The sequence below is a fragment of the Actinoplanes sp. NPDC004185 genome, from assembly GCF_053603475.1.
This window is the reverse complement of record NZ_JBSGFR010000004.1, coordinates 100,321-125,926: the sequence shown is the minus strand read 5'-3', so window position 1 is coordinate 125,926 and position 25,606 is coordinate 100,321. Positions and strand designations below refer to the sequence as shown.

The 25,606-nt window shown below is 71.1% G+C and carries 20 protein-coding genes; 4 read left to right on the top strand and 16 right to left on the bottom strand.

What is annotated here, in order from left to right:
* The first annotated feature begins 227 nt into the window (after window positions 1-227).
* A complete protein-coding gene (locus tag ACWEOZ_RS05810) occupies window positions 228-905 on the top strand; it encodes a hypothetical protein (RefSeq protein WP_451909600.1) in 678 nt (225 codons plus the stop codon).
* A 69-nt stretch (window positions 906-974) separates the two neighbouring features.
* On the opposite strand, the gene ACWEOZ_RS05805 is transcribed toward ACWEOZ_RS05810, so the two are convergent.
* From ACWEOZ_RS05805 to ACWEOZ_RS05795, 3 genes are all read right to left on the bottom strand, one after another.
* Window positions 975-1,427, bottom strand: coding sequence for a hypothetical protein (locus tag ACWEOZ_RS05805; RefSeq protein WP_451909599.1), 453 nt, complete (start codon window positions 1,425-1,427; stop codon window positions 975-977).
* Window positions 1,428-1,644: 217 nt separating this feature from the next.
* Window positions 1,645-1,869 carry a DUF397 domain-containing protein gene (locus ACWEOZ_RS05800; protein ID WP_451909598.1) on the bottom strand — a complete coding sequence of 75 codons (225 nt, stop codon included), beginning with the start codon at window positions 1,867-1,869 and terminating at the stop codon, window positions 1,645-1,647.
* Window positions 1,833-2,714, bottom strand: a complete 882-nt coding sequence (locus tag ACWEOZ_RS05795) for a helix-turn-helix domain-containing protein (RefSeq protein ID WP_451909721.1) — start codon at window positions 2,712-2,714, stop codon at window positions 1,833-1,835. Before ACWEOZ_RS05795 ends, ACWEOZ_RS05800 begins: the two co-directional genes overlap by 37 nt.
* Before the next feature lie 473 nt (window positions 2,715-3,187).
* On the opposite strand from ACWEOZ_RS05795, the gene ACWEOZ_RS05790 reads away from it, so the two are divergent.
* A complete protein-coding gene (locus ACWEOZ_RS05790; RefSeq protein WP_451909597.1) occupies window positions 3,188-3,487 on the top strand; it encodes a hypothetical protein in 300 nt (99 codons plus the stop codon).
* A gap of 6 nt (window positions 3,488-3,493) precedes the next feature.
* On the opposite strand, the gene ACWEOZ_RS05785 is transcribed toward ACWEOZ_RS05790, so the two are convergent.
* Window positions 3,494-4,369 carry a PASTA domain-containing protein gene (locus ACWEOZ_RS05785; protein ID WP_451909596.1) on the bottom strand — a complete coding sequence of 292 codons (876 nt, stop codon included), beginning with the start codon at window positions 4,367-4,369 and terminating at the stop codon, window positions 3,494-3,496.
* 106 nt (window positions 4,370-4,475) lie between these two features.
* On the opposite strand from ACWEOZ_RS05785, the gene ACWEOZ_RS05780 reads away from it, so the two are divergent.
* Window positions 4,476-6,533, top strand: a complete 2,058-nt coding sequence (locus ACWEOZ_RS05780) for a Hansenula MRAKII killer toxin-resistant protein 1 (protein ID WP_451909595.1) — start codon at window positions 4,476-4,478, stop codon at window positions 6,531-6,533.
* 1 nt (window position 6,534) lies between these two features.
* Here ACWEOZ_RS05780 and ACWEOZ_RS05775 read toward each other — a convergent pair whose 3' ends face one another.
* Together ACWEOZ_RS05775 and ACWEOZ_RS05770 are read right to left on the bottom strand one after the other, a co-directional pair.
* Window positions 6,535-8,013 carry a glutamate--cysteine ligase gene (locus ACWEOZ_RS05775; protein ID WP_451909594.1) on the bottom strand — a complete coding sequence of 493 codons (1,479 nt, stop codon included), beginning with the start codon at window positions 8,011-8,013 and terminating at the stop codon, window positions 6,535-6,537.
* A 210-nt stretch (window positions 8,014-8,223) separates the two neighbouring features.
* On the bottom strand, window positions 8,224-8,799 hold the full coding sequence (locus tag ACWEOZ_RS05770; protein ID WP_451909593.1) for a YceI family protein: 576 nt from the start codon (window positions 8,797-8,799) through the stop codon (window positions 8,224-8,226).
* Window positions 8,800-8,900: 101 nt separating this feature from the next.
* On the opposite strand from ACWEOZ_RS05770, the gene ACWEOZ_RS05765 reads away from it, so the two are divergent.
* Window positions 8,901-9,398, top strand: coding sequence for a MarR family winged helix-turn-helix transcriptional regulator (locus ACWEOZ_RS05765; protein WP_451909592.1), 498 nt, complete (start codon window positions 8,901-8,903; stop codon window positions 9,396-9,398).
* 255 nt (window positions 9,399-9,653) lie between these two features.
* Here the strand turns inward: ACWEOZ_RS05765 and ACWEOZ_RS05760 are convergent, their stop codons facing one another.
* The 10 genes from ACWEOZ_RS05760 to ACWEOZ_RS05715 all read right to left on the bottom strand — a co-directional run bounded on the left by ACWEOZ_RS05760 (window position 9,654) and on the right by ACWEOZ_RS05715 (window position 25,582).
* Window positions 9,654-12,113 carry an ATP-binding protein gene (locus ACWEOZ_RS05760; RefSeq protein ID WP_451909591.1) on the bottom strand — a complete coding sequence of 820 codons (2,460 nt, stop codon included), beginning with the start codon at window positions 12,111-12,113 and terminating at the stop codon, window positions 9,654-9,656.
* A 113-nt stretch (window positions 12,114-12,226) separates the two neighbouring features.
* The gene (locus tag ACWEOZ_RS05755; RefSeq protein WP_451909590.1) at window positions 12,227-13,384 is read right to left on the bottom strand and encodes an acyl-CoA dehydrogenase family protein; all 1,158 of its coding nucleotides are present in this window, start codon (window positions 13,382-13,384) and stop codon (window positions 12,227-12,229) included.
* A 12-nt stretch (window positions 13,385-13,396) separates the two neighbouring features.
* Entirely contained in the window at window positions 13,397-14,923 is a 1,527-nt protein-coding gene (locus ACWEOZ_RS05750; protein ID WP_451909589.1) for an acyl-CoA carboxylase subunit beta, read from the bottom strand.
* Between the two features lie 216 nt (window positions 14,924-15,139).
* On the bottom strand, window positions 15,140-16,414 hold the full coding sequence (locus ACWEOZ_RS05745) for a chaplin family protein (RefSeq protein WP_451909588.1): 1,275 nt from the start codon (window positions 16,412-16,414) through the stop codon (window positions 15,140-15,142).
* A 290-nt stretch (window positions 16,415-16,704) separates the two neighbouring features.
* Window positions 16,705-17,805, bottom strand: coding sequence for a hypothetical protein (locus tag ACWEOZ_RS05740; RefSeq protein ID WP_451909587.1), 1,101 nt, complete (start codon window positions 17,803-17,805; stop codon window positions 16,705-16,707).
* A 178-nt stretch (window positions 17,806-17,983) separates the two neighbouring features.
* Window positions 17,984-18,862, bottom strand: coding sequence for a hydroxymethylglutaryl-CoA lyase (locus ACWEOZ_RS05735; RefSeq protein WP_451909586.1), 879 nt, complete (start codon window positions 18,860-18,862; stop codon window positions 17,984-17,986).
* Window positions 18,863-18,867: 5 nt separating this feature from the next.
* The gene (locus ACWEOZ_RS05730; RefSeq protein WP_451909585.1) at window positions 18,868-20,229 is read right to left on the bottom strand and encodes an acetyl-CoA carboxylase biotin carboxylase subunit; all 1,362 of its coding nucleotides are present in this window, start codon (window positions 20,227-20,229) and stop codon (window positions 18,868-18,870) included.
* 79 nt (window positions 20,230-20,308) lie between these two features.
* Entirely contained in the window at window positions 20,309-20,911 is a 603-nt protein-coding gene (locus ACWEOZ_RS05725; RefSeq protein WP_451909584.1) for a TetR/AcrR family transcriptional regulator, read from the bottom strand.
* Window positions 20,912-20,963: 52 nt separating this feature from the next.
* Window positions 20,964-23,825 (bottom strand): tetratricopeptide repeat protein, encoded by a 2,862-nt coding sequence (locus tag ACWEOZ_RS05720; protein ID WP_451909583.1) that lies wholly within the window; start codon window positions 23,823-23,825, stop codon window positions 20,964-20,966.
* Complete coding sequence (locus tag ACWEOZ_RS05715) at window positions 23,822-25,582, bottom strand: HSP90 family protein (protein WP_451909582.1); 1,761 nt, start codon at window positions 25,580-25,582, stop codon at window positions 23,822-23,824. The genes ACWEOZ_RS05720 and ACWEOZ_RS05715 overlap by 4 nt, the downstream gene beginning before the upstream one ends.
* Window positions 25,583-25,606 lie beyond the last annotated feature (24 nt).

Below are 25,606 nucleotides of genomic sequence, written 5' to 3'. Positions count from 1 at the left end.
CTCCCCAGGTCGAACTCGTGGCCGGGCACCGATGCATCGGTGCCGTCTGGCACCCGACACTAGGACACCGGTCACGGCCGCAACAGGGGGCATTGTCCTCTTCGCCCATCAGGATGAGTTCGCTTCGTGAAGCGGCACTCACGCATAGTCACGATCACACCCCTACGGGTTGACCGTCCGGGCATATCCCGGTTTTGCCGCTTGCGCGACGGGTGAAGGCTGTCGATGTGAACACCACGACGGACCTCATCCTGATCGGCGTACTCGCCGGGGTCTGGCTCACCGCCGGACTGCTCGCGGACGCCCTGCCGAGCGCTCGCACGGCTCGCGAGCTGCGCCGGCGCGCTCGCACACTGTCCACGCTGGTCGGTGGCGGGGTCGCGGTGTTCATCGCCGTACCGCTGGTCACCGGCGTGCTGTCCGGGCACTCCGCGGCCCCGGCGGCTGCTGTGCTCCCCGCCGTACCCGCGCTGGTCGTGGTGCTGGTGACCGCGCGGCGCCTCGCTCAGATCCGGCGCGGCGCGGGCGCGTTCGCCACCGCGCCGCTGACGCCGGCGCCGCCGGCGCTGCTGGCCGCCGCCGCCCATCCGCTAGTGGCGACGCCGCTGCAGATCACCGGGCTGGCCGCACTGGCCGGCGTGCCGATCGCGGCCGGCGTGATCGAGGTGCCCGGCGCCCAGGTCGCCGGGATCGTGCTGACCGTGGTGGGAGTCGCGGTGCTCGCGCTCGGCATCCGGCACGCGATCCGGCACAGCCGGCTCAACGTCAAGGTCTTCGCGCCGATCGGCAAGGTCCGCCTGCGGGCCGTGCCGGCACGCCAGAGCTCGGCGGAGACCTACACCGCGCTGCCGCTGGAGACCGGACCGGCCGAGAACTACGCATCCTCGGCGCACCGGGCCGCATAGCCCGTCCGTCGCCGGGCAGGCGGTCCGGGTGGGGTCACCGGGCCTGCCCGTGGACGGCGTCACGGGGTGCTACTTGCGCTTGGCTTCCTGGACGTAGAGCAGTTCGAGGATCGAGCGGGCCGCCTCGAACCAGCGGTCCAGCCAGCCCGAGTCCGGCATCGTGCCGCGCACCGGCAGTTCCAGCAGCAGCCCGCGCAGCAGCGGGTGGTCGGCCATCGACTGGGAGCTGCCCGCGTCGACCCAGCCGCCGCTGGTCGGGAAGACCGGCTCGGTCAGGCCCTGCAGGTCCAGCGAGGGCAGCTTGGCCGCCCGGTCCAGCGCGCTGGTCGGTTCGATCGGGGTGCGGGTCGGCAGGCCGGACAGACCGGTTCCGCCGCTGCCGCGCGAGACCAGTTCACCGTCGCCGTGCTCCGCGGCCAGGGCCGCGTCGCGGCGGGTCTGCCGGTACGCGCTCACGCCTCCGCTGAAGCGGTCCTGCGCGGTCACGGATCCGTTGCTGAGGTTGTCGGAACCCATCGTCATCTGTTTCGCCTTGCCTCGCTCGTATGGATCGCCTGCCCGCACCGTCACGCGAGGGGGACGGTCAGCCGTACGGGCCGGCGGCGGTTCTCCGGGCGCGCGGTCCGGTCCGCGCTTAGAGCGTTCAACGAGGCCGACCCGAACGGGCGACGGCGCAAATGGGGCAAAATGCAGCGACCGCCCCCACGCTCGTGGCGGGGGCGGTCGAGGGTCACCTGCTCTAAAGGTCGAACTCGCCACCCTTGGCCCCGCCCACGAAGGCGTCCCACTCGGCGGCGGCGAAGATCAACGCGGGCCCCGTCGGGTTCTTGGAGTCGCGAACCGCGATGGCTTGCTCGACGAAGGCCACCTCCACGCAGTTGTCACAGTTCGGGCCACTGCGTGTGCTCTTGAACCACTGCGCGCGGCTCAGGTCGATCCGGAAACCCTTGGTCTCACTTTCCACAATGGCTCCTCTGCCAGCCTAACGATCATGTCTCTGGACTCCTCGGGAGAGAGGGCCGACGATCGGACGGTGTCGAAGATGGAGTTGTACTTGCGCAGTTCGTCGCTCTTCTCCAGGAAAAGCCCGCCGGTCGCGTTCTCGGCGAACACCACATTGGGGTCCTCGGCGTCGGGGAAGTCGAGGATCGCGAATGTGCCGTCCATGCCGGCGTGGGCTCCTGCCGCGAACGGCAGGATCTGCAGAGTGACGTTCGGCAGCCGGCTCGCCTCGACCAATCGGAGCAATTGATCCCGCATGACCTGGTCGCCGCCGACGGGGCGACTCACCACCGCTTCATCGAGCACCACCTGAAGATCGATCGGATCGTCCTGAATCAATAACGCTTGGCGAGCCATCCGGACGCGTACCCGTTGCTCTATTTCTCGGTCGCTGTCACCCAATCGGGCGGCCCTGATCATCGCTATTGCGTACTTATCGGTCTGAAGCAGACCAGGAACCACCTGTTGCTCGTACGCCCTGATCGACCGGGCCGCCGCTTCGAGCCCGACATAAGCGCCGGTGAGCACCGGACTGAACGGGTGCCACCATCCCTTTTGCCGGGCTTCGCGGGATATCTGCACCAATTCTTCCGATTCGACGCCATTGACGCCATAAATGTCCAGCATGTCCTTTACGTCGCGTGGAGAGGCGCTCGTGTGGCCGGTCTCGATTCTGGACACCTTGGACGGTGAGCAGCCGAGACGATCGGCCACCACGTCGATGGTCACGCCGGCCGCATCGCGGTATCTGCGTAGCTCAGCACCGAGTCGGCGGCGGCGGATGGTGGGGCTGCGGCGCGGATTCACGCTCACCTCCGGGCTGCGTGGCATCATGCGACCGGACGGCGCGGGCTCCACCGTACGGCGTTGTCGCCCTCAGTCTCTCTGGTGGTCTCTTGATCCCTCAAGCGTCCACAGTGATCGTTTAGTCACTTTCGGCTGACCTGCAACTTGCATCGATTCGCCTCGTGGTGCAATCTTTCCGTATGGCGCACGTCACTTAGTGTTCTTGTGGGAGCCTGGGATACAAGCGCCGGGTACGCAGCAATGCACCAAAAAGCGACGCCGCGCACTGGGGACCGACCGTAGCCGACTGTCCTCGCCGGACTTGATGAAGTCCGCGAGCAGCGACCGGGCCGGGAGCGGCCAAACCGCACCGTGGCGATGATTGGCACATTCGTTATGGTGCAAAGATGCATCAGCCGGGCACACTGGACCATCTGTGTTCACCGTGCGGCAAAGTGCAATTTGCCCCTACTGGGTTCAGGACAGGAGATGACGTGCTTCCTCGGTCCGGCGATGTCATACACGTGACGAAGGCGGCCAGCGTCCAATTCGCGGCGCCCATGCTTTTCCGGGTCATCCGGGTGCACGACTGGCCGACGTACGACGGCTGGATCTGGCTGGACGGCTACGAGCTCAACGCGTCCGGTGACGCGGTCGAGCGCCGGTCCATCTTTGTGCAGGTCGGCGGCCTGCGACAGGTCGGCAAGGCGCCGGACCCGCGCACCCGCAACGGCCGTCAGCCGGGCATGACCACGGGCGCCATCCAGGCCCGCGCCCTGCGCGCCAACCGCTGACCGGAGTCAGTCCTCCTCCTGCTGGCCGGTCGGCCCGGTGGTCTGTGTCTGCGTGGGGGCCGGCGCCGTCGTCGGCCCCGCCGCGATGATCAAGGTGATCACCGTGTCCGCCGGCACCTGCTGGCCCTCGGCCGGATCGCTGTCGATCACGGTCCCGGCCGGAGAATCGCTGGTCACATAGCGCAGGCGGTAGTTCAGGCCCTTGCGGTCGAGAGCTCCCCGCGCCTCCTCCGAGGAAAGTCCCTTCAACGCCGGCACGGTGATGTCGCTCGGGGTGGCGGGGGCCGAGGTGGTCGGCTGGGTCGTCACCGGCTCCGTGGACGGCGGCGTGGTGGTGGGCGCGGTCGTCGCAGTCGTCGCGGCCGTGGTGACCGGCGCCGCGGGAGAGGCAGTCACGCCCGGGGTGGCGTCGCCGCCGGTGGACTGCACGATCAGGTAGATGCCCCAGCCCAGCAGGGCCAACAGCAGCAAAGCGGCGATGCCCACCGCGATCGGCGTCCACCACCGGCCGCGTGGCTCGTCGGCCGGCACCGTCGCCCAGTCCGTGCTGGTGAAGTCGTCGCCGTATCCGGGTCGCGGCGGACGGACCCCGGCCCGGGCGGACCACACCGCATCGCCCTCGTCAGCCCAGTTGTCCGTGCTGCGAGGGTGACGCTCTGTGCGCGTACCGTCGGTCGCAGCGGGAGGAATCACCGACGTCGCGTCGTCCCCCGCCGGCGGCGGGAAGAGCTGCGTGCGGTCCGTATCCCCCGCGGCGCGGGGCAACTGCGCCGTCCGGTCATCCTTCAGGGGACCGCCGATCGGGGGAATTTCCTCATCCTCGGCGAACGGGAAGTACTCACCTGTCTCATCAAGGCGGCGGCGCTCGTCGTCGTCGGACATCGCCGGATCCTCTCCGTTCGGGCGTCCTCTGCCGCCAACCTAACCAATCTTGGCGCATCAACTCATTGATTCGCAGGCATCGTCACCGGCGGCTACAGTGCCCGGCATGGCCGACAAGGGCTGGACAGCGCGAGTGGCAGCCGCGGCCGGAGTGGCCGCGGGGACGGGCGCCGCCCAGCTCGGCCTCGGCTACGGCCTGGGCGTGGTGGTGTGGCCGGCGGTGGCGGTCGACGACAGCGTCTGGCTGGGCAGTCTCGGCTGGGCGACCTGGATCTCGGCGAGCGCGACCGTGTTCGGCGCGGTCATCGCGAGCCGGCTCGGCCGCGGCGACGGCGGGCCCTGGCGCTTCGCGCTGGCGGCGTCCGCGGCGGTCGGCGCCCTGCTGACGGTCGCGCTGATCGCGCTCCCGGCCCGGGCAGCGGTACGGACGGACACGTTCTCACCCCAGACGATCGCGGGCGGGTACGCGGTGATCGGCGTGCTCGTGGGCCTGGCCATCGCGTACTGGGCGGTGGTCTCCAGACCGGTGGCGGCGAACCTGATCGCGACGGCAGCCTGGCTGTGGTCCCTGGCCGTGGCAGCGGTCGTGGCCACGATCTGGCACCGCCCCTCGGCGACCTACCTGTCGAGCTGGCAGTTCTTCTCCCCGGACTCCCCCGACGCCCAGTACGGCACGATCTACTGGCCGAGCGCGCTGCTGACCTTGCTCGCGGCGCTGGTGGTGGGGGTCATCGGCGTGCTGCCGGCGGTTCGCCGCGGTGACCTGGGGGTGGGTGCTGCGTCGTCCGGGGCGGTCGGGCCGCTGCTGGTGGCGGCGGCTTTCTTCGTGCTGGCCCCGCAGCTGACCGGCACTCCAGGTCCGTTGCAGTCGGCCTATCTGATTGCGCCTTATGCGGTGCTGGCCGGGTTGGCGGGGTCGGCGCTCACAGTCGCGTTGGGTCAGCGCGGCGCTGCCCGCCGGATGGCCGGATCCGCTTCGGGGGATGGGGCCTTGCCAGCAGCCCCTGGCGACGCAGCGAGTGCTCGTAGCTCGAGGTCCCGCGGCGGCGGCGCAGTCAGCGCCAAGACGGCCGACTCCGTGCCCACAGATGCTGAACTCGCCGCCGGATCTGAAACCGCCAAGCCTGTGGGCGCTAGGTCAGCCGGCGCCCGGCCCGCCACCGCCGGATCCCCGCGACCCGGCGGCGCCCGTTCGGAATCCGTCGGGTCCGGCGCCGCGGTTGTCCCGTCGCCCAGGTCTGCGCCGAAGGGACGGTCGGAGGGCCGGGCCGAATCGGACGCCTCAAGAACTCCGGAGCCCGCACCCACCCCTCCGCCGGCCGATGCGGAGCCCCGCCAACGGCGGTCCTTCATGGACCGGTTCCGGCGTGGCAAGGCAACGCAGCGTGACGGCGATTCAGCGATCGACCCCTCGGCGATCGCCACCGGCCGGGCCAAAGCCCCCGCTTCCGCAACCGCCTCGGCCCCCTCTTCTGCCACCGCCTCGGCCCCCGCTTCTGCGACCGCCTCGCCCTCCGTGGCATCTCCTTCGGCCGCGGCGCCGGCTCAGTCCGGCTCCCCGTCGGTCGCGGCCCCCGCCCGCGGTCGGTCGCGGCCGGCTGGCTCCCCCAGATCGGGAGTTCCCTCGGTTGATGGCGGCGCACGACCGGCCGCCTCGTCCACCCCGGGCCGGTCCGACACCCGATCGACGGTCGCCCCGCCGCCCGCCTCTCCCCCGATCGCGAAGATCAACGACGCTCAATCGGGTGAAACCCGCCCCCCAGCTCCCAGGACCGCCGCCTCCCCGGGCCCAGATTCGAAGGCTGGACCACCGGATACCGCCAGTTCCGATAAAACGCCCCCTGCGCAGAAGACCCCCGCGAAGTCCACAAAGGCGACTCCAGCGCGCGCCACCTCGCAGCCTTCCGCTCCCCGGCAAGCGCGAGCAACCGGCAGCCGCGCCGCAACGCCGGCCAAGCCGGCGGCTGCCACGAAGCCGGCCGCAACGAAGGACGCCGGCTCAAAGGACACTGTCCCGAAGGACGCCGGCTTGAAGGACGCTGATGCGAAAAGCGCATCCTCCGGAGACGCCGGGCTGATCGACGACGGCGACACCGCCGAGCTGCCCGTGCAGGATTCCCGGCGCCGGCCGGGCCGTCGTGCCGGTGAGGACCAGACCCGCTGAGCTATTCGACCGGCCAGGTGTGCACCGGCTCGTTCGTCTGCTGCAGGGAGCTGTACCGGAGCAACATGTCGTGCAACGCCCCCTGCCGGTCCAGACCACGGCGGTGTTCCGCCGACCACACCGCTTCCGTCTGCCACGTCGCACCGTTGCGGCCGGTGCGGCAGCGGGCCTCGATGATGCCGAGCAGCCGATCGCGGTGCGCCGGGTGCACGCCGAACAGGTCGAGCCCCGCATGGGCCTTGGCCAGCAGAATGTCGAGCACCAGCTCGGTCACCTGCGTCTCCCCGGCGCCCGGCCAGTACATCGTCGTTTCGATGCCGCGGCGGGCCGCGGCGTGGAAGTTGTCCTCCGCCGCGCCGAAGGAGAGTTGCGTCCAGATCGGGCGATCCTCCTCGGCCAGTTGCCGGACCAGGCCGAAGTAGAAGGCCGCGTTCGCCAGCATGTCGACCACGGTCGGGCCGGCCGGCAGCACCCGGTTCTCCACTCGCAGGTGGGGGCGGCCGTTCATCACGTCGTAGACCGGGCGGTTCCAGCGGTAGACCGTGCCGTTGTGCAGGCGTAACTCTCCGAGGCAGGGCACACCGCCGGCTTCGAGGACCGCCACCGGGTCCTCCTCGTCCATGATCGGCAGCAGCGGCGGGAAGTACCGGACGTTCTCCTCGAACAGGTCGAACACCGAGGTGATCCACCGTTCGCCGAACCACACTCTCGGGCGTACCCCTTGGGCTTTCAGCTCGTCCGGCCGGGTGTCGGTGGCCTGCTCGAACAGCGCGATCCGGGTCTCGGCCCAGAGCTGCCGGCCGTGCAGGTACGGCGAGTTGGCCCCCACCGCCACCTGGATCCCGGCCACCGCCTGGGCCGCGTTCCAGTACGCCGCGAACTGGTCCGGTGGCACCTGCAGGTGGAACTGCACGCTGGTGCAGGCCGCCTCGGGCGCGATCGAGTCGTTCGCCGTCTGCAGGCGTTCGACGCCGCGGATGTCGACGCTGAACTGCTCGCCGCGGGCGCCGACGATCTGGTCGTTGAGGGCGCGGTACCGCTCGTTGGCCGAGAGGTTCGCCAGCACCAGGTGCCGGGGTTGCAGGGTGGGCAGGCTGCCGATGAGCACGATGGTGCTGTCGGCCTTCTTCGCCCGGTCCTCGGCTCGGCTCAGGCTTTCGACGAGGTCTTCCTCGTAGTCGGCGAAGCCGTTGCCGGTGATCAGCCGGGGGCGGGCGTTGAGCTCGAGGTTGAACTGGCCGAGCTCGGTCTGGAACGTCGGGTCGGCCAGGTTGGCCAGGATCTCGGCGTTGCGCATCGCCGGTTCGGCGTCCGCGTCCATGAGGTTGAGCTCGATCTCGAGGCCCGTCATCGGGCTCTCCGCGTCGAAGGCGAAGTCGTCCAGCATCAGAGCCAGCACGTCGAGGCAGCGCCGGACCTTCTGCCGATAGTGGACCCGGTCGTCCTGCGAGAAGACGACCCCGGAGAGGTCCTTACCCATCGTTCCTCCTGGCACGTTCGCGTGACGCTCTCACGGTATGTGCACCCGCTAACCAAGGCCAGGGACGAATCGGACACACATCAGCTCTGGGTAAGCACGCGGCAGCGCAACGTTTACCCTCGCACTCGGCCGGTGATGCCGCCAGTCAGGGGGCCGGACACGGCGAAGCGCCGCCCGGACGGACGGCGCTTCGCTGCGGATCGGTGGATGTCAGACCTGGCGGATGGCCTCGCCCTCGATCTCGATCTTGACCTTCTTGCCGATCATGACGCCGCCGGACTCGAGCGCCATGTTGTAGGTCAGGCCCCAGTCCTCGCGGTCGATCTCGGTCGTCGCGCTGAAACCGAAGACCTGCTGACCGTACGGGCTGGTGGTCGCACCCTCGAACTCGACGACGAGCTCGACGGGCTTGGTGACGTCCTTGATGGTGAGCTCACCGTCGAGCACGAACTCGGCGCCGGAGTGCGACTTGATGCCGGTGCTGCGGAAGGTGATCGCCGGGTACTTCTCGGCCTCGAAGAAGTCGCCGGTGCGCAGGTGGTTGTCCCGGTCGACATTGCCGGTCTGCACGCTCGCGGTGACGATCGAAGCGGTGACCGAGGACTGCAGCGGGTCCTCGGCGATGGTGATGGTCGCGTCCGCCTCGGCGAAGTTGCCGCGGACCTTGCTGACCATCAGGTGACGCACCACGAAGCCGACCCGCTTGTGCGCGGCGTCCAGCTGGTAGGTGCCGGCGGCCGGGATCTGCAGGCCCTCGAACTCGCGGGTGCTGGCGACGTCGGTCATGACATTTCCTCTCGAAGGCAGAGCCAGGTTGTTGTCTGACGGAGCAACTATATGCCAAGCAATATTCCCCCTGTCAAGAGACCGCTGGTAAGCTGGCTCACGTGGGTACCGATTTTGATGACTCCCGGTTCACCGCCGTCGGCCTCTTCGCCGAGGCGTTCACCGGGTTGAGCAGCCGTTTCGCCGCGCAGTTCGAGCAGCACCGGGTCTCCCCGGTCGAGTTCGAGGTGCTGATGCGCCTTGCCCGATCGCCGCAGAACCGCTTGCGGATGACCGACCTCGCCGGCCAGACCTCCCTGTCCACCAGCGGGGTGACCCGGGTCGTCGACCGGATGGACCGCGGCGGCCTGATCCGCCGCGAAGCCTGTCCGAGCGACCGCCGCAGCTCTTTCGCGGTGATCACCGACGCCGGCCTGGCCCGGCTCGACGAGATCCTGCCCGGCCACCTGGAGCTGGTGCAGCGGTGGTTCATCGACCAGCTCACTCCCGATCAGCTGGCGCAGATGCTGGAGTCGTTGCGGACCATCCGCGACGCGGTCAACCCGTGCGCGACCGCCGGCAGCTCGGAAGAGGCCTTACCGGCCGTGCCGGGCCACTGAGCCGAACGGGGCAGTAACCGGCAGAAGTACCGGCAGAAGCCCGTCAGCGCCTCGACATAAGCCGCTTAAATCCGCAAATCCCCTGGTGCGGCCGGTTAGGGTGATCTCCGCAGGGGGACGCGGCGCGGCCGAGGCCGAAGGCTGGGCAAACGGGGGTGCCTTCGTTCACGCCGCGTGACCGGGGCGTTGGGACGGCCGGCGTGTGGGGGGCACACAAGCGCCGGCCGTCCACGCCCTGGCACACTCCGGCCCACTTCAGAGCTGCTCTTCCAGCTCACGCCGCGCTTCCGGTCCGAGCAGGTCACGCTCCCGGGGCAGCAGCGTGATCCCACCCGTACGGCAGATCGCGGCGAGCCTGGCCACCGCCTCCTGCCGGCGCTCCGCATCCGGAGTGCTTCGCACCAGACCGACCAGCGCCTCGACCGTGTCACGGGGATCGTGGCCACCGGCGTACGCCTCGGCGGCAGCCGCGAAACTCTCCGCCGCCCGCTTCTCCTCGCCCTGCCGCAGGGCGATCGCCGCCTCCACGATCGCCGCCGGCCCGTCGGCCGGCGCTTGCGGTTCGGGCCCGCGCAGCTCGGCCAGCACATCGAGCGCCTCGGCGACCCGGCCGCTCTCGGCCAGCGCCAGACCCACCGTCGCGAGCACCCGGCGACGGTGGCCCGGATCACCGACGTCCTCCAGCTCCGCCATCGCGTCCCGGCCCAGCCGGGCGGCCTGCTCGAAACGGCCGTCCAGCCGCTCGACCTCAGCGAGGTTCGCCGCGGCCACCGCCCGCAGCCGGTGCTCCCCGCACCGGCTGGCCAGCCGGTCCACCTCGGCGAGCCGGTCCCGGGCGGCGCCCAGATCCCCTTCGCGGATCTCATGCCAGGTGAGGTTGTTCTCGGCGACCGCCATGTCACGGGTGTGGCCGCTGCTGCGGGCCAGCTCCAGCGCGGCGGCGCCGTGCCCGCGAGCCCGCTCGTATCCCCCGGCCGTCATCCACAGGGCCGCCAGCTGGGTGTGCGCGGTGAGCTGCCCCGGCACGTCACCCAGCGCCGCGAAGTCGGCCAGTGCGGCCTCGGCGGAGCCGATCTCCTCGGTGCCCGAGCCGTGCTCGAGAGCCAGCTGGGCCAGCCCGACCTTGGCCCAGGCCCGGACCAGCAGATCGGCGTCCGCCGTACGGGGGTCGGCCAGCAGCCGGCGCAGCCACTGCCGGCCGGTGACGTCGCGCCCGCGGAAGCGCCACCACCGGGGCAGCGCGGCCGCGAGCCGCAACGCGATGTGCGGATGCTCGCGGGCCGCGAAAGTCAGCGCGGCCCCCAGGTCACCGGCGACGTCGTCCAGCCGGGCGGCGGCCTCGGCCAGCCGGCCGCCCTTGAGGTCGGGCGCGATCTCCTGAGCCAGGTCGGCCAGCACCTCGGCGTGCCGGTGCCGCGCCGCGGGCAGGTCACCGTCGGCGGCGGCCCGTTCCAGGGCGAAGTCGCCGACGACGTCCAGCAGGCGGAACCGGAAGGCGCGGGCGCCACGGGCGCTGAGCAGGCCCAGCTCCAGCAGCCGGTCCAGCAGGTGCACCGCGTCGGTGGCCGAGCCGTCCGCGATCACCGCCTCGGCCAGGTCCAGCGACCAGCGGTTGCGGAAGGTCGCGAGGCGGTGCAGGGCCCGCTGCTCGTCCGGCGCGAGCAGGCGGTAGCTGGCGGCGACGGCCTCCCGGACGGAGACCACGGCACCGGGTGCGGGCCGGCCGGACAGGTCCAGGACGCGGTCGCCGTACCGGTCCAGGATCTCGGCGACGGTGAGCACCCGGCCGCGGGCGGCGGCCAGCTCCAGCGCGATCGGCAGCCCGCCGAGCCGGCGGACCAGCGCGGACAGCGACGCCACCTCGTCCGGCTCGACCGGGCCGCCGCGGACCCGGGCCAGCCGGTCGAGGAAGAGCGCCACCGCCGGATAGCCGGCCACCTCGGCGAGCTCCGGCCCGGCGTCCTCCGGCGGCGCGACCAGCGGCGCGACCGGCCAGACCCGCTCGCTGGGCAGGCCGACCGGGTGCCGGCCGGTGGCCAGGAAACGCAGCGTCCGGTGCTGGCGCAGCAGCCGGCTCAGGGCCTCGGCGACAGCCTCCGACGCGCGGTCGACCGCGTCGACGAGCAGCAGCGCGGACCGGCCGGCGAACCGCGGCGCGAGATCGTCGGCCCGGCCCACTCCGAAGACCGCGGCGACGCTGCCGAGCACCTCGCCGGCGGTGGAGCCGTCGGTGACGACGATGCCGGCGACACCGCCCGGATGGGCGGGAGCGACCCGGTGCGCCACGGTGAGCGCGAGGCTGGTCTTGCCCACCCCGGCCAGGCCGACCAGCGTGACGCCCCGCGGTCCGTCGTCGCGGGCCGGGGAGAGGCGGGTGACCAGCTCGGCGACATCACCGTCGCGGCCGATCAGATCACCGGCCGGCGGCAGGCGTACGTAGCGCGGCTGCGCGGACGCACCGGCCTGGTGACCGCGCGCGGCAGCCAGGAAGGCGAGCCTGTCCGCGCCGGCCAGGCCGAGTGCGGCCGCGAGCAGTTCCACCGTGGTCCGCTGCGGTCTGGAGGCGCGACCCCGTTCGAGGTCACGCACCGTCCGCACACCGACCCCGGCCCGAGCGGCCAGCTCGTCCTGGGTCAGCTTCGCCCGCAGCCGGTAACTGCGCAGCACGGCGTCGAATCCCGGACCATCCTGGTCCGCCCCGTGATCGGACGTCATGTCTCGAACCTAGGCACCCAGATCGATGGATGCCGACTTCAGCATGCAATGTGTCGAGTAACCGACGCTCCCGCCGTCGGATTTGCCGCAGAAACCGACCGGGAGTCCAAGATCTACAGTCCGAGGCCGCGGGCGATGATCATGCGTTGCACTTCGGACGTACCCTCACCGATCTCCAGGATCTTCGCGTCGCGGTAGAAGCGGCCCACCGCGGACTCGTTCATGAAGCCGTAGCCGCCGTGCACCTGGGTCGCGTACCGGGCGTTGTCCATCGCGGCCTCGCTCGCGTACAGCTTGGCCAGCGCCGCTTGGTGCTTGAAGTCCTCGCCGGCCAGCATCCGGGCCGCGGCCTCGTAGTACGCGATCCGCGCGGTGTGCGCGCGCATCTCCATGTCCGCGATCATGAACTGGACGGCCTGGTAGTTGCCGATCGGCCGGCCGAACGCCTGGCGTTCCTTGGCGTACTTGACCGATTCGTCGACGCAGCCCTGGGCCAGGCCGACCGAGAGCGCCGCGATGGCGATCCGGCCCTCGTCCAGGATGCGCAGGAACTGCGCGAAGCCCCGGCCCCGCTCGCCGAGCAGGTTGGCCGCCGGCACCCGGACGTCGTCGAAGGCCAGCTCGTGGGTGTCGGAGGCACACCAGCCGACCTTGGAGTAGCCGGGCGCGACGGTGAAGCCGGGAGTGCCCGACGGCACGATGATGGTGGACAGCTCCTTGCTGCCGTCCGCCTTCGTGCCGGTCGCGGCCATCACCGTGACCAAGCAGGTGATGTCGGTGCCGGAGTTGGTGATGAACGCCTTGGAGCCGTTGATCACCCACTCGTTCGTCCGCTCGTCCAGCACCGCGCGGGTGGTGGTGGCGCCGGCGTCGGAGCCCGTGCCCGGCTCGGTGAGCCCGAACGCCGCCAGCGCCTCACCGCTGGTCAGCCGGGGCAGCCACTCGGCCTTCTGGGCGTCCGTACCGAAGCGGTAGATCGGCATCGCACCCAGCGAGACGCCCGCCTCCAGGGTGATCGCCACGCTGCTGTCGACCCGGGCCAGCTCCTCCAGGGCCAGGCAGAGCGCGAAGTAGTCACCGCCCATGCCACCGTGCTCCTCGGCGAAGGGCAGGCCGAAGAGGCCCATCTTGCCCATCTGCCGGATCACTTCGTAGGGGAACGTCTTCTTCTCGTAGTGCTCGGCGATGACCGGTGCCACCTGCTCGCGGGCGAACTCCCGCACGCTGATGACCAGCGCCTCCTGCTCCTCGCTGAGCCGGAAGTCAACCATGACGGGTCCTTTCTAGACCGGGGTGACGCCGTGCCGGCGCCGGGAGAATCCGCGGTCCTTGCCGCGCGCGGCGGCGAACCGGCGGACGAGCTCGCCGCGCAGGTCGGCGGGCTCCACGATGGTGTCGATGACCAGCTCGCTGGCCAGCCGCAGGATGTCGATGTCGCGCTCGTACTCGGCCCGGCGCTCGGCCACGAAGGCCGCCCGCTCGTCCTCGGGCAACGCCGCGATCTTGTTGGCGTAGACGGCGTTCACGGCCGCCTCCGCGCCCATCACCGCGATCTTGGCGGTGGGCAGGGCGATGGTCGCCTCCGGGTCGAAGCCGGGACCGGCCATCGCGTACAGGCCCGCGCCGTAGGCCTTGCGCACCACGACGCAGATCTTGGGCACGGTGGCCTCGGAGATCGCACTGATCATCTTGGCGCCGTGCCGGATGATGCCCTGCTTCTCGACCGCGCTGCCGACCATGAAGCCGGGCACGTCCGACAGGAACAGCAGCGGCACGTTGAAGGCGTCGCAGAGCTGGACGAAACGGCTGGCCTTGTCGGCCGAGTCGACGAACAGCACGCCGCCCTTGAACATCGAGTTGTTGCCGACCACGCCGATGACCTGGCCGTCGAGCCGGGCGAAGCCGACTGTCAGCTCCCGGGCCCACAGCGCGTGGATCTCGAAGAAGGAACCCTTGTCGACGATGCCCTTCACGTACCGGCGCATGTCGAAGGCCTGGCGCTCGCTGACCGGGACCAGCGCGGCGAGGTCGACCGCCGCGGGCTCCTGCGCCTCGGCCACCGGCGGCTGCTGCGTCCAGTTCGCCGGCAGATAGGAAAGATACGAGCGGACCACGTCGAGCGCGTCCTGCTCGGTCTTGCAGAGGAAGTGCCCGACCCCGGACTCGGCGCAGTGCACCCGGGCGCCGCCCATCGCCTCGAGCGTCGTCTTCTCCCCGGTGACCATCTCGACCATCCGGTCGGAGCCGAGATACATGCTCGCGTTGCCCTCGACCATCGCGACCACGTCACAGAAGGCCGGGATGTAGGCCCCGCCCGCGGCCGAGGGGCCGAACAGGGCGCAGACCTGCGGGATCGAGCCGGAGGCCCGGACCTGGGTGTGGAAGATCTTGCCGGCCCCGCGCGGGCCGGGGAACAGGTCGACCTGGTCGGTGATCCGCGCGCCCGCGGAATCGACCAGATAGACCATGGGTACGCCGTACTCGTACGCCCGCTCGATGATCCGGATGATCTTCTCGACCGTACGAGCGCCCCAGGAGCCGGCCTTGACGGTCGAGTCGTTGGCCATCACGCACACCTCGCGCCCGCCGATCCGGGCGTTTCCGGTGATCACCCCGTCTGCGGGCAGTCCGTCAGCCAGGCTGTTGGCGTAGAGCCCGTCCTCGACGAAGGAGCCGTCATCGACGAGCAGCGCGATCCGCTCGCGGGCGAAGAGCTTGCCCTTGGCGGCGTTGGCGGCGTGATAGCGCTCGGCGCCGCCGGCCATCGCCCGCTTGCGCGCCTGTGCGAGCGCGTCCTCATCGAGTGCCACCTGATCCCCTTCGTTCGTCCCTGAACGATCGTTAGGCTAACGCATTCCGGGGACGGAGACCAGACACGCCGAACGGGAGCCCCCGCAGGTAGCGGGGACTCCCGTCCGTTTCGTGCGACCGGCGCTGTGGAGGAGCGCCGGTTTACTGCCCGACGCCCAGGGGCGTCGCTCGGGTCACGCCCGGGACCGGCGTGACCCGGGCCTCATCGCAACTACTTACTTGCCGAGGGTGTCGAGGACGCTGAGGCCACCGACGTTCAGGCCACCCGCGTTGCTCAGGTTCTGGGTGAGGCCGTCCACGGCGCCCGCCTCCTGGGTGCTCTTGCGAGCCGGCTTGCCGTAGTTGTCGCCCTTGCTGCCGCCGTCGCCCGCGACGTCGTCGTCGTCCTTGTCGCCGTAGCCGTTGCCCTTGTCGTCACCGTCGCCGGCCACGTAGTCGTCGTCGTCCTTGTCGCCGTTGTCGCCACCGTTGCCGTTGTGGCCGTGGCCGTGGCCGTTGTCGCCGCCGTTGCCGTTGTGGCCGTGGCCGTGACCGCGGTCACCGTCGACGTCGACGTCGTTGGCGCACGCCGCCGCCGAGTTCGCCAGGCCGAGGACGGCGAGCGAGTTGCCGCAGACGTTGATCGGGATGCTGATCGGCGCCGCGAGCTGCGTGCCGTTCAGGATGCCCACGTTGCGGGACGAGTCCTGCGAGAAGTCGTGGCCACGGGCCGACTCGTTCTTCGCGACGGCGGCCGAGTTGGCCTCGCCGGCGACACCGATCGAGTTGCCGGCGATGTTCAGCGGCGCGGAGATCGGGGCGTAGACCTGGGTGCCGTTCAGCACGCCGTAGTTGCCCGAGGTGTCCTGCGAGGTGGACTCGCGGCGGTGGCCGCCACCGACATTGTTGACGCACGCCGCCTGCGACTGGGCCAGGCCCAGGATGCTGAGCGCGTTGCCGCACAGGTTGATCGGGACGTCGATCGGCGCGTAGACCTGCGTGCCGTTCAGAACCCCGAAGTTGCCGGAGGAGTTCTGGTCGGCGCCGCGGCCGCCCCGGCCACCCTTGCCGTGCTCGACCTTGGTGCTCTCGACGTGGTTCACACCGGCGCCGGAAGCGTTGGCCAGGCCCAGCACGGCGGCGGAGTTGCCGACCACGTTCACCGGCACGGAGATCGGCAGGTACGCCTGGGTCCCGTTGGCGATGCCGAAGTTGCCCGAGGTGTTCTGCGAGACGTGACGGCCGTTCTTGCCACCACGCTTGCGGTGCTGGCCGCTCTCGACGAAGTTGATGCCCGAGCCGGCCGAGTTGGCCTCGCCGGCCACGCCGATCGAGTTGCCGACCACGTTCAGCGGCACGGCGATCGGGGCGAACACCTGCGTGCCGTTGAGGATGCCGACGTTGCCGGAGCTGTCCTGCGAGACGTCGGCCTGCGCTGCGCCGGGGGCGAACAGCAGGGCGCCGGCCGCCAGGACACCGACGCTGAGAGTCTTACGAACCCAAGTCTTCATGGAAAGAAGATGCCTTTCAGAATTGTCAGAAAATGGTGAGACGCGTATTCAATTGATCGGTGCTTTCGGGCGCAGCGGTGCCACGAGCGTTTTTCATGGACTGCCCTGACCCCGCCTGTCGACGTGCGCCCATTACGGGTGACGCATTGCAGAGCGGTGGCGTACCGTCAGCTGGGCCCCGAGGTGATTCGCCGCCTGTTCGCAAGCGGTTGGGGAATCAGGCCCGTGGTGCGGGCACACCGCATCCGCTGACGTACCGCGGTTGACGGAGATGCCGGCCGGTGCCGGTACTAGTCAGGTGAGACGGTCGGTGCCTCGGCGTCATGGCGCCGGACCTCGACATCGGCCGCGATGGGCAGCCGGTGGCACGCCACCGTGCTGTCCGCGACCTTGGCCGGAAGGAAGGCCGCAGAGCCGCCCTCCGTCGCAGTTGACGGCCCGGAGGCCGGAACGCCGTTCGCTGCCCCGAGGTGAACCCGCAGAGGCGCGGGTCCGTCACCGCCGGGTGTGTCGCTGACCGTCTCCGGCTCGGCCGCCGTGGCGGCGGCCCGGTGCCGGTCGGCAGCGAAGGTGTGCTGCCGGGCGACGGTCTTTCCCACCTGGTCCCGCCGGTCGGGCTGACGCTCGGCCGCCGGTACCTCCTCGTCCCTGTCCACGACCTCGCCGACCTTGCTGACCTGGTCGGCGACGATCTCGCCGGCACCGATCAGGTCCTCATCGGACGGTTCGGCGTCCACCTCGGAGACGTCGGTCCCCGAGACCTCGGAGCCGCTCACCCGCGTCGCGGAGTGCCGCACCGGCAGCGCCGGCGCACTCCCCGCCCGCGGCGGCTCGGGCTCCCGGACATCGGTGACCGGGACGAGTTTCCGGGTGTCCACCGCTTCACCGGAAAGGCGAAGTGGGGCGGTCAACTCCCGGACGACGCTGTCGACCCCGCCCAGGAAGGGATCCGCGTCGTTGCTGCTCTTCGTGGCCGGGGCCGGCGTTCCCATGAGGCCCGGGAGCGCCACCGCGGCGGCGAGACGTCGGTGGTGATCGGAATCCAGCGGCTTGACGGCCGCCTTGAGGACCCGGTCCACCACCGGGACGCTGTGGCTCTCGCCGTGCACCACAGAACCGATCAGCGACGAGCCGAGGGACAGTCCCTCACCCGCCGGATCACGGTCCGCGGCGTGCGCGGCAGCGCCGGTGAGCAGCCAGGCCGCGCCGGCCAGACCGCCGACGACCAGTGCACGCAGGCCCCACCGGGATCCGGTGCGTCCTGCGCGGTGCTCCTTGCGCCGCTCCGCCCCCTGGCTGTGGGGCGGCATGAGCGCGGAGACACCGGCGGGCCGGACCGACGCGGAGCGGTACGCCGTACGCGCATCGCGCTCGACCACCCGTCCCGTCATTGTCCTGCCCCTGTTCGTCGGCTCGTGACTCCTCCTGGGCCGACTGCCCGCCCGAAGGAACAGGGCGATATCGGCCACTCGGTATTGGTAACGAAGCGGCACAGCGAGGGTCACGCAGGCATTCCGGAAAATTGATCGCGTCGCACCGGAAGCGAAAGAACGGTAAAGAGAATCCGGATCAGACCAATCTGGTGCGCGGCCCGGCCCGAAGAACACCCGACGGGAGTGTGCGACCCAGCAGGTCCTCGGCGAGTTCCGCCACCGCGATCAGCTTGTCCAGGTCGATTCCGGTACGGATTCCCATGTCCTCGAGCATGTGCACGAGCTCCTCGGTGGCGATGTTGCCCGAGGCGCCCGGCGCGTACGGGCAGCCGCCGATCCCGCCCACGCTCGCGTCGAACTCGGTGACGCCCAGCTCCAGAGCGGTCAGCACGTTGGCCAGCCCCGTACCCCTGGTGTTGTGGAAGTGCAGCAGGTCCGGGCGTACCTCGGTGAGCAGGTCACGGACCCGGCGCGGAGTCGCCATGCCGGTCGTGTCGCCGAACGCGATGCGGTCGGCGCCGTCGGCGCGGACCCGCTCCACGATGGACGCGACCCGCTCGGGGTCGATGTCGCCCTCGAAGGGGCAGCCGAAACTGGTGGCCACGATGACCTCGAGCTTGGCGCCGGCCGCGTGGATCAGCGGGATGAGGCCGGTGATGTCGTCGAGCGACTCGTCGGTCGAGCGGTTCAGGTTGCGCCGGTTGTGGGTGTCGCTGGCCGACACCACCACCTCGATCTCCCGGAACCCGGCGGCGATCGCCCGCTCGGCGCCCCGGGTGTTGGGGATCAGCGCGGAGTATCGGACGTCGGGGTTGTGCCAGGCTTGCGCCCACACCTCGTCGGCGTCGGCCATCTGCGGGATGGCCTTCGGGTGCACGAAGGACACCGCCTCGATCCGGCGCACGCCGGTGCCGGAGAGGGCGTCGATCAGCCGGACCTTGTTGCCGGTCGGGATCGGCTCCTCGTTCTGCAGGCCGTCGCGCGGAGCGACCTCGCGGATCGAGACGGTGTCCATCAGCGCTACCCCTTCTTGACCTTGGCCGGGCGCATCCGGGCGACGATGCCGGTGTCGTAGTCACCGGACAGGAACTCGTCGTGCTCCAGCAGCTCGGCGAAGAACGGCAGGTTGTGCTTGGGGCCGGCGATCTCGAACCCGGCCACCGCGGCCCGCGCCTTGGCCAGCGCGTCCGCCCGGTCGGTGCCCAGCACGATCAGCTTGGCCATCAGCGAGTCGTAGAACGGCGTGACGGTCGTCCCCGGGCCGTAGCCGGCGTCGACGCGCACGCCGTCACCGGTGGGCTCCACCCAGGTCGTGACCTGGCCCGGGCCGGGCAGGAACCGCTTCGGGTCCTCCGCGTTGATCCGCAGCTCGATCGCGTGGCCGGTGGTGGCGTGGATGGTCGCCGGATCGAAGGTCGGCGCCGCCCCGGACGCGATCCGCAGCTGCTCCTCGACCAGGTCGATGCCGTGGATCAGCTCGGTGATCGGGTGCTCGACCTGCAGCCGGGTGTTCATCTCCAGGAAGAAGAACTCGCCGGTGGTGGGGTCGAGCAGGCATTCGACGGTGCCGGCGTTGCGGTAACCCACCGCCTCGCCCGCCTTGACCGCGGCAGCCAGGAAACGTGCGCGCAGCTCCGGTGACACGGCCGGAGAGGGCGCCTCCTCGACCAGCTTCTGGTTGCGGCGCTGCACCGAGCACTCCCGCTCGCTCAGGGCCACCACCCGGCCGTCGGCCAGGCCCAGGATCTGCACCTCGACGTGGCGCACCCGGGGGAAGTAGCGCTCGATCAGCACCGAGCCGTCACCGAACATCCGCTCGGCGAACGCGCGGACCTTGTCGTACTCGGTGCGCAGGCCGTCCTCGTCCTCGGCGACCGCCATGCCCATGCCGCCACCGCCCGCGGCGGCCTTGACCATCACCGGATAGCCGATGGTCGTCGCGGCCTCGATCGCCGCCTCGACGGTCGCGGCCGGGTCATGGGTGCCGGGCGCGACCGGCACCCCGGCGTCCGCCATCAGGTTGCGAGCGTTGATCTTGTCGCCCATCGCGGTGATCGCGTCGGCCGAGGGGCCGACCCACACCAGGCCGTTGGCCTCGACCGTACGGGCGAACTCGGCGTTCTCGCTCAGGAAGCCGTAGCCGGGATGCACGGCCTGCGCCCCTGTCGACTTGGCGGCCTCCAGGATCGCCTCGGTGTTGCGGTAGCTCTGGGCCGGGTTGGCCGGTCCCACGCATACCGCCTCGTCCGCCTCGACGACGAACGGCATCCCCGCGTCCGCCTCCGAATGGACCGCGATCGACCGGATCCCCAGCCGCCGGGCGGTCCGGATGATCCGGCGGGCGATCTCGCCCCGGTTGGCGATGAGCAGCGACTCGATCATCTCGCTCTTTTCCCTCGTGCTTCCCGGCCGTCTCGGCGGCCGGCCACTCGCAGTGCCGGGCTGTCCGCGACCCGTCTAGTCAGCGGCCGATGAGGGCGTGCACCGTCGCCTCGCGCAGCAGCACGGCCCGGCGGCGGCGGTCGACCTCACCGCCGAGGAACGGCGTCGAGTTCATCAGGCCGAACGCGGAGTGGGCCAGCACCCGGGCCTCCCCCGGCTCCAGCTCGGGGCGCAGCGTGGCCAGCACGGTGACCCACTCCTCGACGTACAGGCGCTGCAGGCGGCGGATCTGCCGGCGCGGCTCCTCGGGGAGGCGGTCGAGCTCGTGCAGGTGCAGGGCGATGACCGCGGGATTGGCCAGCGCGAACTCCACGTGGAACTCGATCAGGTCGGTGAGGGCGGCGTGCGCGTCCTGGGGGTGCCGGCCGACGCGTTCCTTGCCGCCGTGCAGCAGGCCCTCGCTGACCGGGATCAGCGCGGCCACCAGCATGGCCTCTTTACCGGCGAAGTGGTGATAGAGGGCCGGGCCGGTCACGCCGGCGGCGGAGCCGATGTCATCCATTGAGACACCGTGATATCCGCGTGCGGCGAAGAGGCCGACCGCGATCTCGAGGATCTCGTCCCGGCGCGAGCGCCGGCGGGGGGCCGGCGGGCCCGGACGCTGCTGCTGATCTACCGTCACCTGGCAACTCTAACCCGCTGTCAAGCCGAGGCCTTAACGGCCGTTCAGCCGATTAGTCCTCCTCCACTCCTTCGGTGCGACGCAGCCGCGCGGCCTGCTCGAGGTTGCCCCCGGCCTCCAGCGCCTCGGCCAGCACCCGGGCCGTGACCTGCCGCTGCGGCGCATCCTGGGCCATCTCACCGAGCACCGGCCAGAGCAGATCCTCGGCCTGCTGCGGGTGTCCGGCGCGCAGCAGTGCCTCCCCCAGCAGCGTCGCGACCTGGTCGGCCTCGCCGGCCGAGCCCACCTCGCGCAGCCGCTCCGGCGCACCGGTGACGTACGGCACAGCCTCGGCCGCGCGGCCCCGGGCCAGCAGCAGCCGGGCCATCTCGAACCCCAGCATCGCCCGCTCCCACACCGCGCCCGGCTCATCGCCCACCTCGGCGGGCAGGCCGACGTGCTTGCGCTCGGCCAGCCGGAACGTCTCCTCGGCCGCGGCCACGTCGTCCGCCCAGTGCAGGGCCATCACCCGGCGGCGCAGCAACCGCAGCTCACCGAGCGGATCGCCGGCCACCCGCAGATCCTCGGCCCCGGCACCGAACCACTCCGCGGCCTCGGCGTCCCGGTCCAGCCGGAACAACAGATCCCCGGCGTTCTCCCGGATCTGACCACGACCGGCCGGATTGTCGGCCAGCCGCCCGACCAGCTCCTCGTAGAGCGCGAGCGAGCCGGTGTTGTCACCGAGCTGGCGATAGAGCCCGGCCAGCAGGAACCGGGTGTTGTCGGCGGCCTCGTCGTGGCCGAGCCGTTCGAGCCCCGCGAGCGCCTCCTCGGCGACCTCGGCCGCCTCCACGATCCTCCCGGCCTGCCGGTATGCGTCCGCCAGCTCCTGCCGGATGAACGCCCCGCCCTCGTCCAGGTCCTGCTCGGCGCAGAGCGCGACCGCCTCGACCAGATCGTCGATCGCCTCACCGAGCCGGTCGAGGTGGACCAGGGCCCGGCCCCGGCCGAGCCGCGCGGTGAGCGCGGCGGCCGGCTCGCCCGCGGCCAGGACCTCACCGAACGCCGCAGCGGCCTCCTCCGGATCATTGGTGAGCTGGCCGAACAGGGCGGCCGCGTCGGCCAGCCGCAGCGCCGGACCGTGCTCCTGGAAGTAGGCGCGCGCCTCGGCCGCGGCCGCCAGGGCCTCCTCGTGACGGCCGGCGGCGGCCCGGTTCGAAGCGCGCCGGGCCAGATAGAAGGCCCGCAGGCGGGGATCGTCGGTCTCGGCGGCGGCCAGCTCCGACCGGTCGTGCGCCTCGTTGGCCTCCTCGGGGCGGTCCTGGACCAGATTGATCAACGCCAGCCGGGACCAGGCGGCCGCCCGCTGCCGGGCGTCACCGTGCTCCTCCTGATAGGCGGTGTCCGGCTCGATCAGCGCCCGGCCCTCGTCGGCCCGACCGGCCAGCGCCACCGAGACGCCGAGCCGGCCCCGGGCCACCGAGGCGTCGCCCTCCGAGCCGGCCGCGGTGAACAGGTCGATCGCCCGGCGCCACACAACCCCCGTGCCGTCCTGGTCGTCGGCGCGCCACAGCTGGCTGCCGAGCAACATCGCCCGGCGGGCCGCGCGCTGCATCACCGCGGGATCACCGTCGGCCGAGGCCACCACATCCTCGCCTTTGCCGAACTTGGCGTCGTACACGGCCAGGACCGCGTCGGCCTCGTCGTCGCGGTCCTGCAGCTCGTGCTCCTCGGCCAGGCCGAGCAGCGTGTCGGCGTCCGCGTCGGCCGGGATGTCGACCGGCTCGGCAAGCTTGGGCAACGGCTGCAGTGCCGGAGCCGGACGTCGCCGGGCCGACGCCGACAACGGCAGGACCACGTCGTAGGGCTGCGCGGCGATCTCCGCGGCGATCAGCCGGCTCTGCGCCGTGGTGCCGTTACGCGCGTCGAAACGCAGCGACAGAGCGGTGGCGAACGCCGCCAGCTCCTCGGCGAGATCCTCGGCGGTGACGTCGTCCTTGTCCCGGCGGTGCACGATCGTCTTGCCGTGGCCCAGGGCGACGAGCCGGCGCAGCAACAGAGCCGACGACGCGGCGAAATTCATGCCCGCGGCCGGCGACGGCGCCCGCTCCAGCCAGTCGATGTGCCGTTGCAGGATCTCCAGCCCACGGTTCTCGTTGCCGGTCCGCGCACAGAACGCGATGTGGTCACCGATCTCCCACAGATCGGCGAGGTTGCCGCGCATCAATCTGTACGACCGGCGGTGAGCGTCGGCCGCCTCCTCCAGCCGGCCGGTGCGCAGATAGGGCACCATCAGGCCGCTGAGGATGGTCTGCGGCTGCTCGGTGCAGCTCAGCCGCCCGGCCAGCACCGGCTCGGCCAGAGCCACCGCCTCCTCGTCGCGGCCCCGGCTGGAGAGATAGGTGACCTGCGCCGACGGGTCACAGCCGGCACAGTCGGAGAGATCGTCGCGGGGCGTGGTGTTCCACCGCTCGTAGAGCCGGTCGGCCTCGTCCTCCAGGCCGACGTGCCGGGCCACCACGTACCGATGCTTGTGGACCGCCTGCAGGCTGTGGCCGGCCTCCAGGTAACGGCGTTCCATGTCGTCCAGCACGGCGTAGGTGCGGGCCAGCGGCACCTCGGGGAACTTGGTCAGCGCCGACACCATGTATTTGAAGTGCCACAGCAGGTCCTGCTCGGTGCGGGCGTGGAAGGGCGCCGGGTCGCGGTCGAAGTCGCTCAGGCACCAGGAGAAGGTGACGAACGACTTCGCCACCTCACCGCCGTACGTGTACGCCGTCGTGGCCAGGATGCGCGCCTGATAGCCCAGCTCACGGTCGCCGAGCGCGTCGGCGTGCCGGATCACCTGCTCGATGACGGCGATCTGCGCGGCCCCGTACGGCATCCGGTGGGCCTCCTGGAGCAGCCCCCACAGCTCCTCGGCGGACCGGCTCACTGCGCCTCCCCCGGGACCGCCCGACCCAGCAGGCCGAGGAACGACGTGTTGAGCAGGGCCGCGTCCGCGGGCCGGATCGGGTGGTAGCCGAGCAGCAGCGCCTGGCCGTACAGAGCCTCGACGGCCAGCGCCGTCAGGTCGGCGTCCCCGATCGCGGTCACCCGGCGGACCAGCGGGTTGCGGTGGTTCAGGACCAGCTGCGGGCGGTCCGGCGGGTCGCTGTCGGCGAGCGCATCGAGCACACCGCCCCACAGCTCGTCGGCCTTCTCCCGGGTGGCGGTGAACTCCTCGTGGAAGTGCGCCGCCCGGCTGACCAGGAAGAGCGCGGGCAGGTTGGCCGGCTCGAAGGTGCGCACGACCACCTCGCAGCCGAGCCGGTCGAGCCGGCGCTGGGCGGCCGACAGGAACGGGCGCAGCCGAAGCTCGGTGGCGGCGTCCAGGGCGTCGAAGCGGGTCGCCAGGTCGGTCGGCTCCAGCCGCTCGACCTTGATGGCCCGGTCGAGCTGCGGCAACCGCTCGACGATCTCGGCGTCGTAGGTGTAGCCACCGTTGATCAGCCCCACGTCCTGGGCGGCGGCGACGGCGGCGAGCTGGCGGAACTCGTCGGTCGTGGCCGCGTACCGGATGAGGCCGTGCCGGCTGCGGAACTCGGCCAGAGTCATCTGGCCGGTGTTGGTCTCCATCGGCCACCACTGCTCGACCAGGCGCAGCATCTCGTCGTCGTGCAGGGCGAGCGCCTTGACCCCGAGGTGGTGGATGCGCAGGAACTCGGCCAGCCGGCGCGGGTCGGTCGACGCGAGCCGGACCAGCCAGCCCCGCAGCTGGTCGGCGATGGCCTCGCGGGTGGCGACCAGCAGACTGTCGTCGTAGAGGGCCTCGCGGCTGGCGGTCGGGCGCAGCTCGGTGCTGTCGACCACGCAGCGGGCGAAGAAGGCCCACTCCGGCAGCAGGCCCTCGACGGCCTCGGCCAGCAGCATGCGCTTGAGGTAGACCCGGTGACCGCCGCGGGTGGCCGGGTTGACCGGGGTGGGCAGCACGAACGCGGCGCCGGTGAGCCCGGCCTCGGGGACGTCGAGCTCGATCACGTCGAAGGGGGTGAAGCCGAGGGTGCGTTCCGCGTACGAGATCGCGGCCCGGCGACCGGCGGCCCAGGGGACCTCGCCGACGGTGACGGTGGTGCCGTCCACCGTCACGCCGACCGGCAGCAGCGAGCCGTAGAGGGTGGCGAGCTGGGTGACCGTGGGGCCGGCCAGGAACATCTCGGAACCGCGGCGCGGGATCAGGGTCACCGACGTGCCGGGCTCCCGCTCCGGCCCGGGCCGTACGTCGTAGCGACCGTCGGCGTACCCCGTCCACAGCACCGGCGGCGCGTCGGCATGGCGGGTGTGCACGCGGATCTCGTCGGCGACGAGGAAGCAGGACAGCAGGCCGATGCCGAACTGGCCGAGGAACTCGTGCCGGGCGAAGCCGAGCTCGTCGCGCTTGGAGCTGCGCCCGATGGTGGCCAGCAGCTCGTGCACCTGCGCCTCGGTGAGACCGATGCCGTTGTCGGCGATGCGCAGGGTGCCGTCACCGGTCGTGCCGGCGGACTCGATGCTGATCCGCGGGGTGTCACCGGCCGCGTCCGGCCGCAGCGCGGTGATCGCGTCGACCGCGTTCTGCAAGAGCTCGCGCACGTAGACCCGCGGGCTGGCATAGAGATGATGGCTGAGCAGGTCGACGATGCCCCGCAGGTCGACTTGAAAGGTGTTGCTCACGTCGGTTCGTCGCCCTCCCCCTCG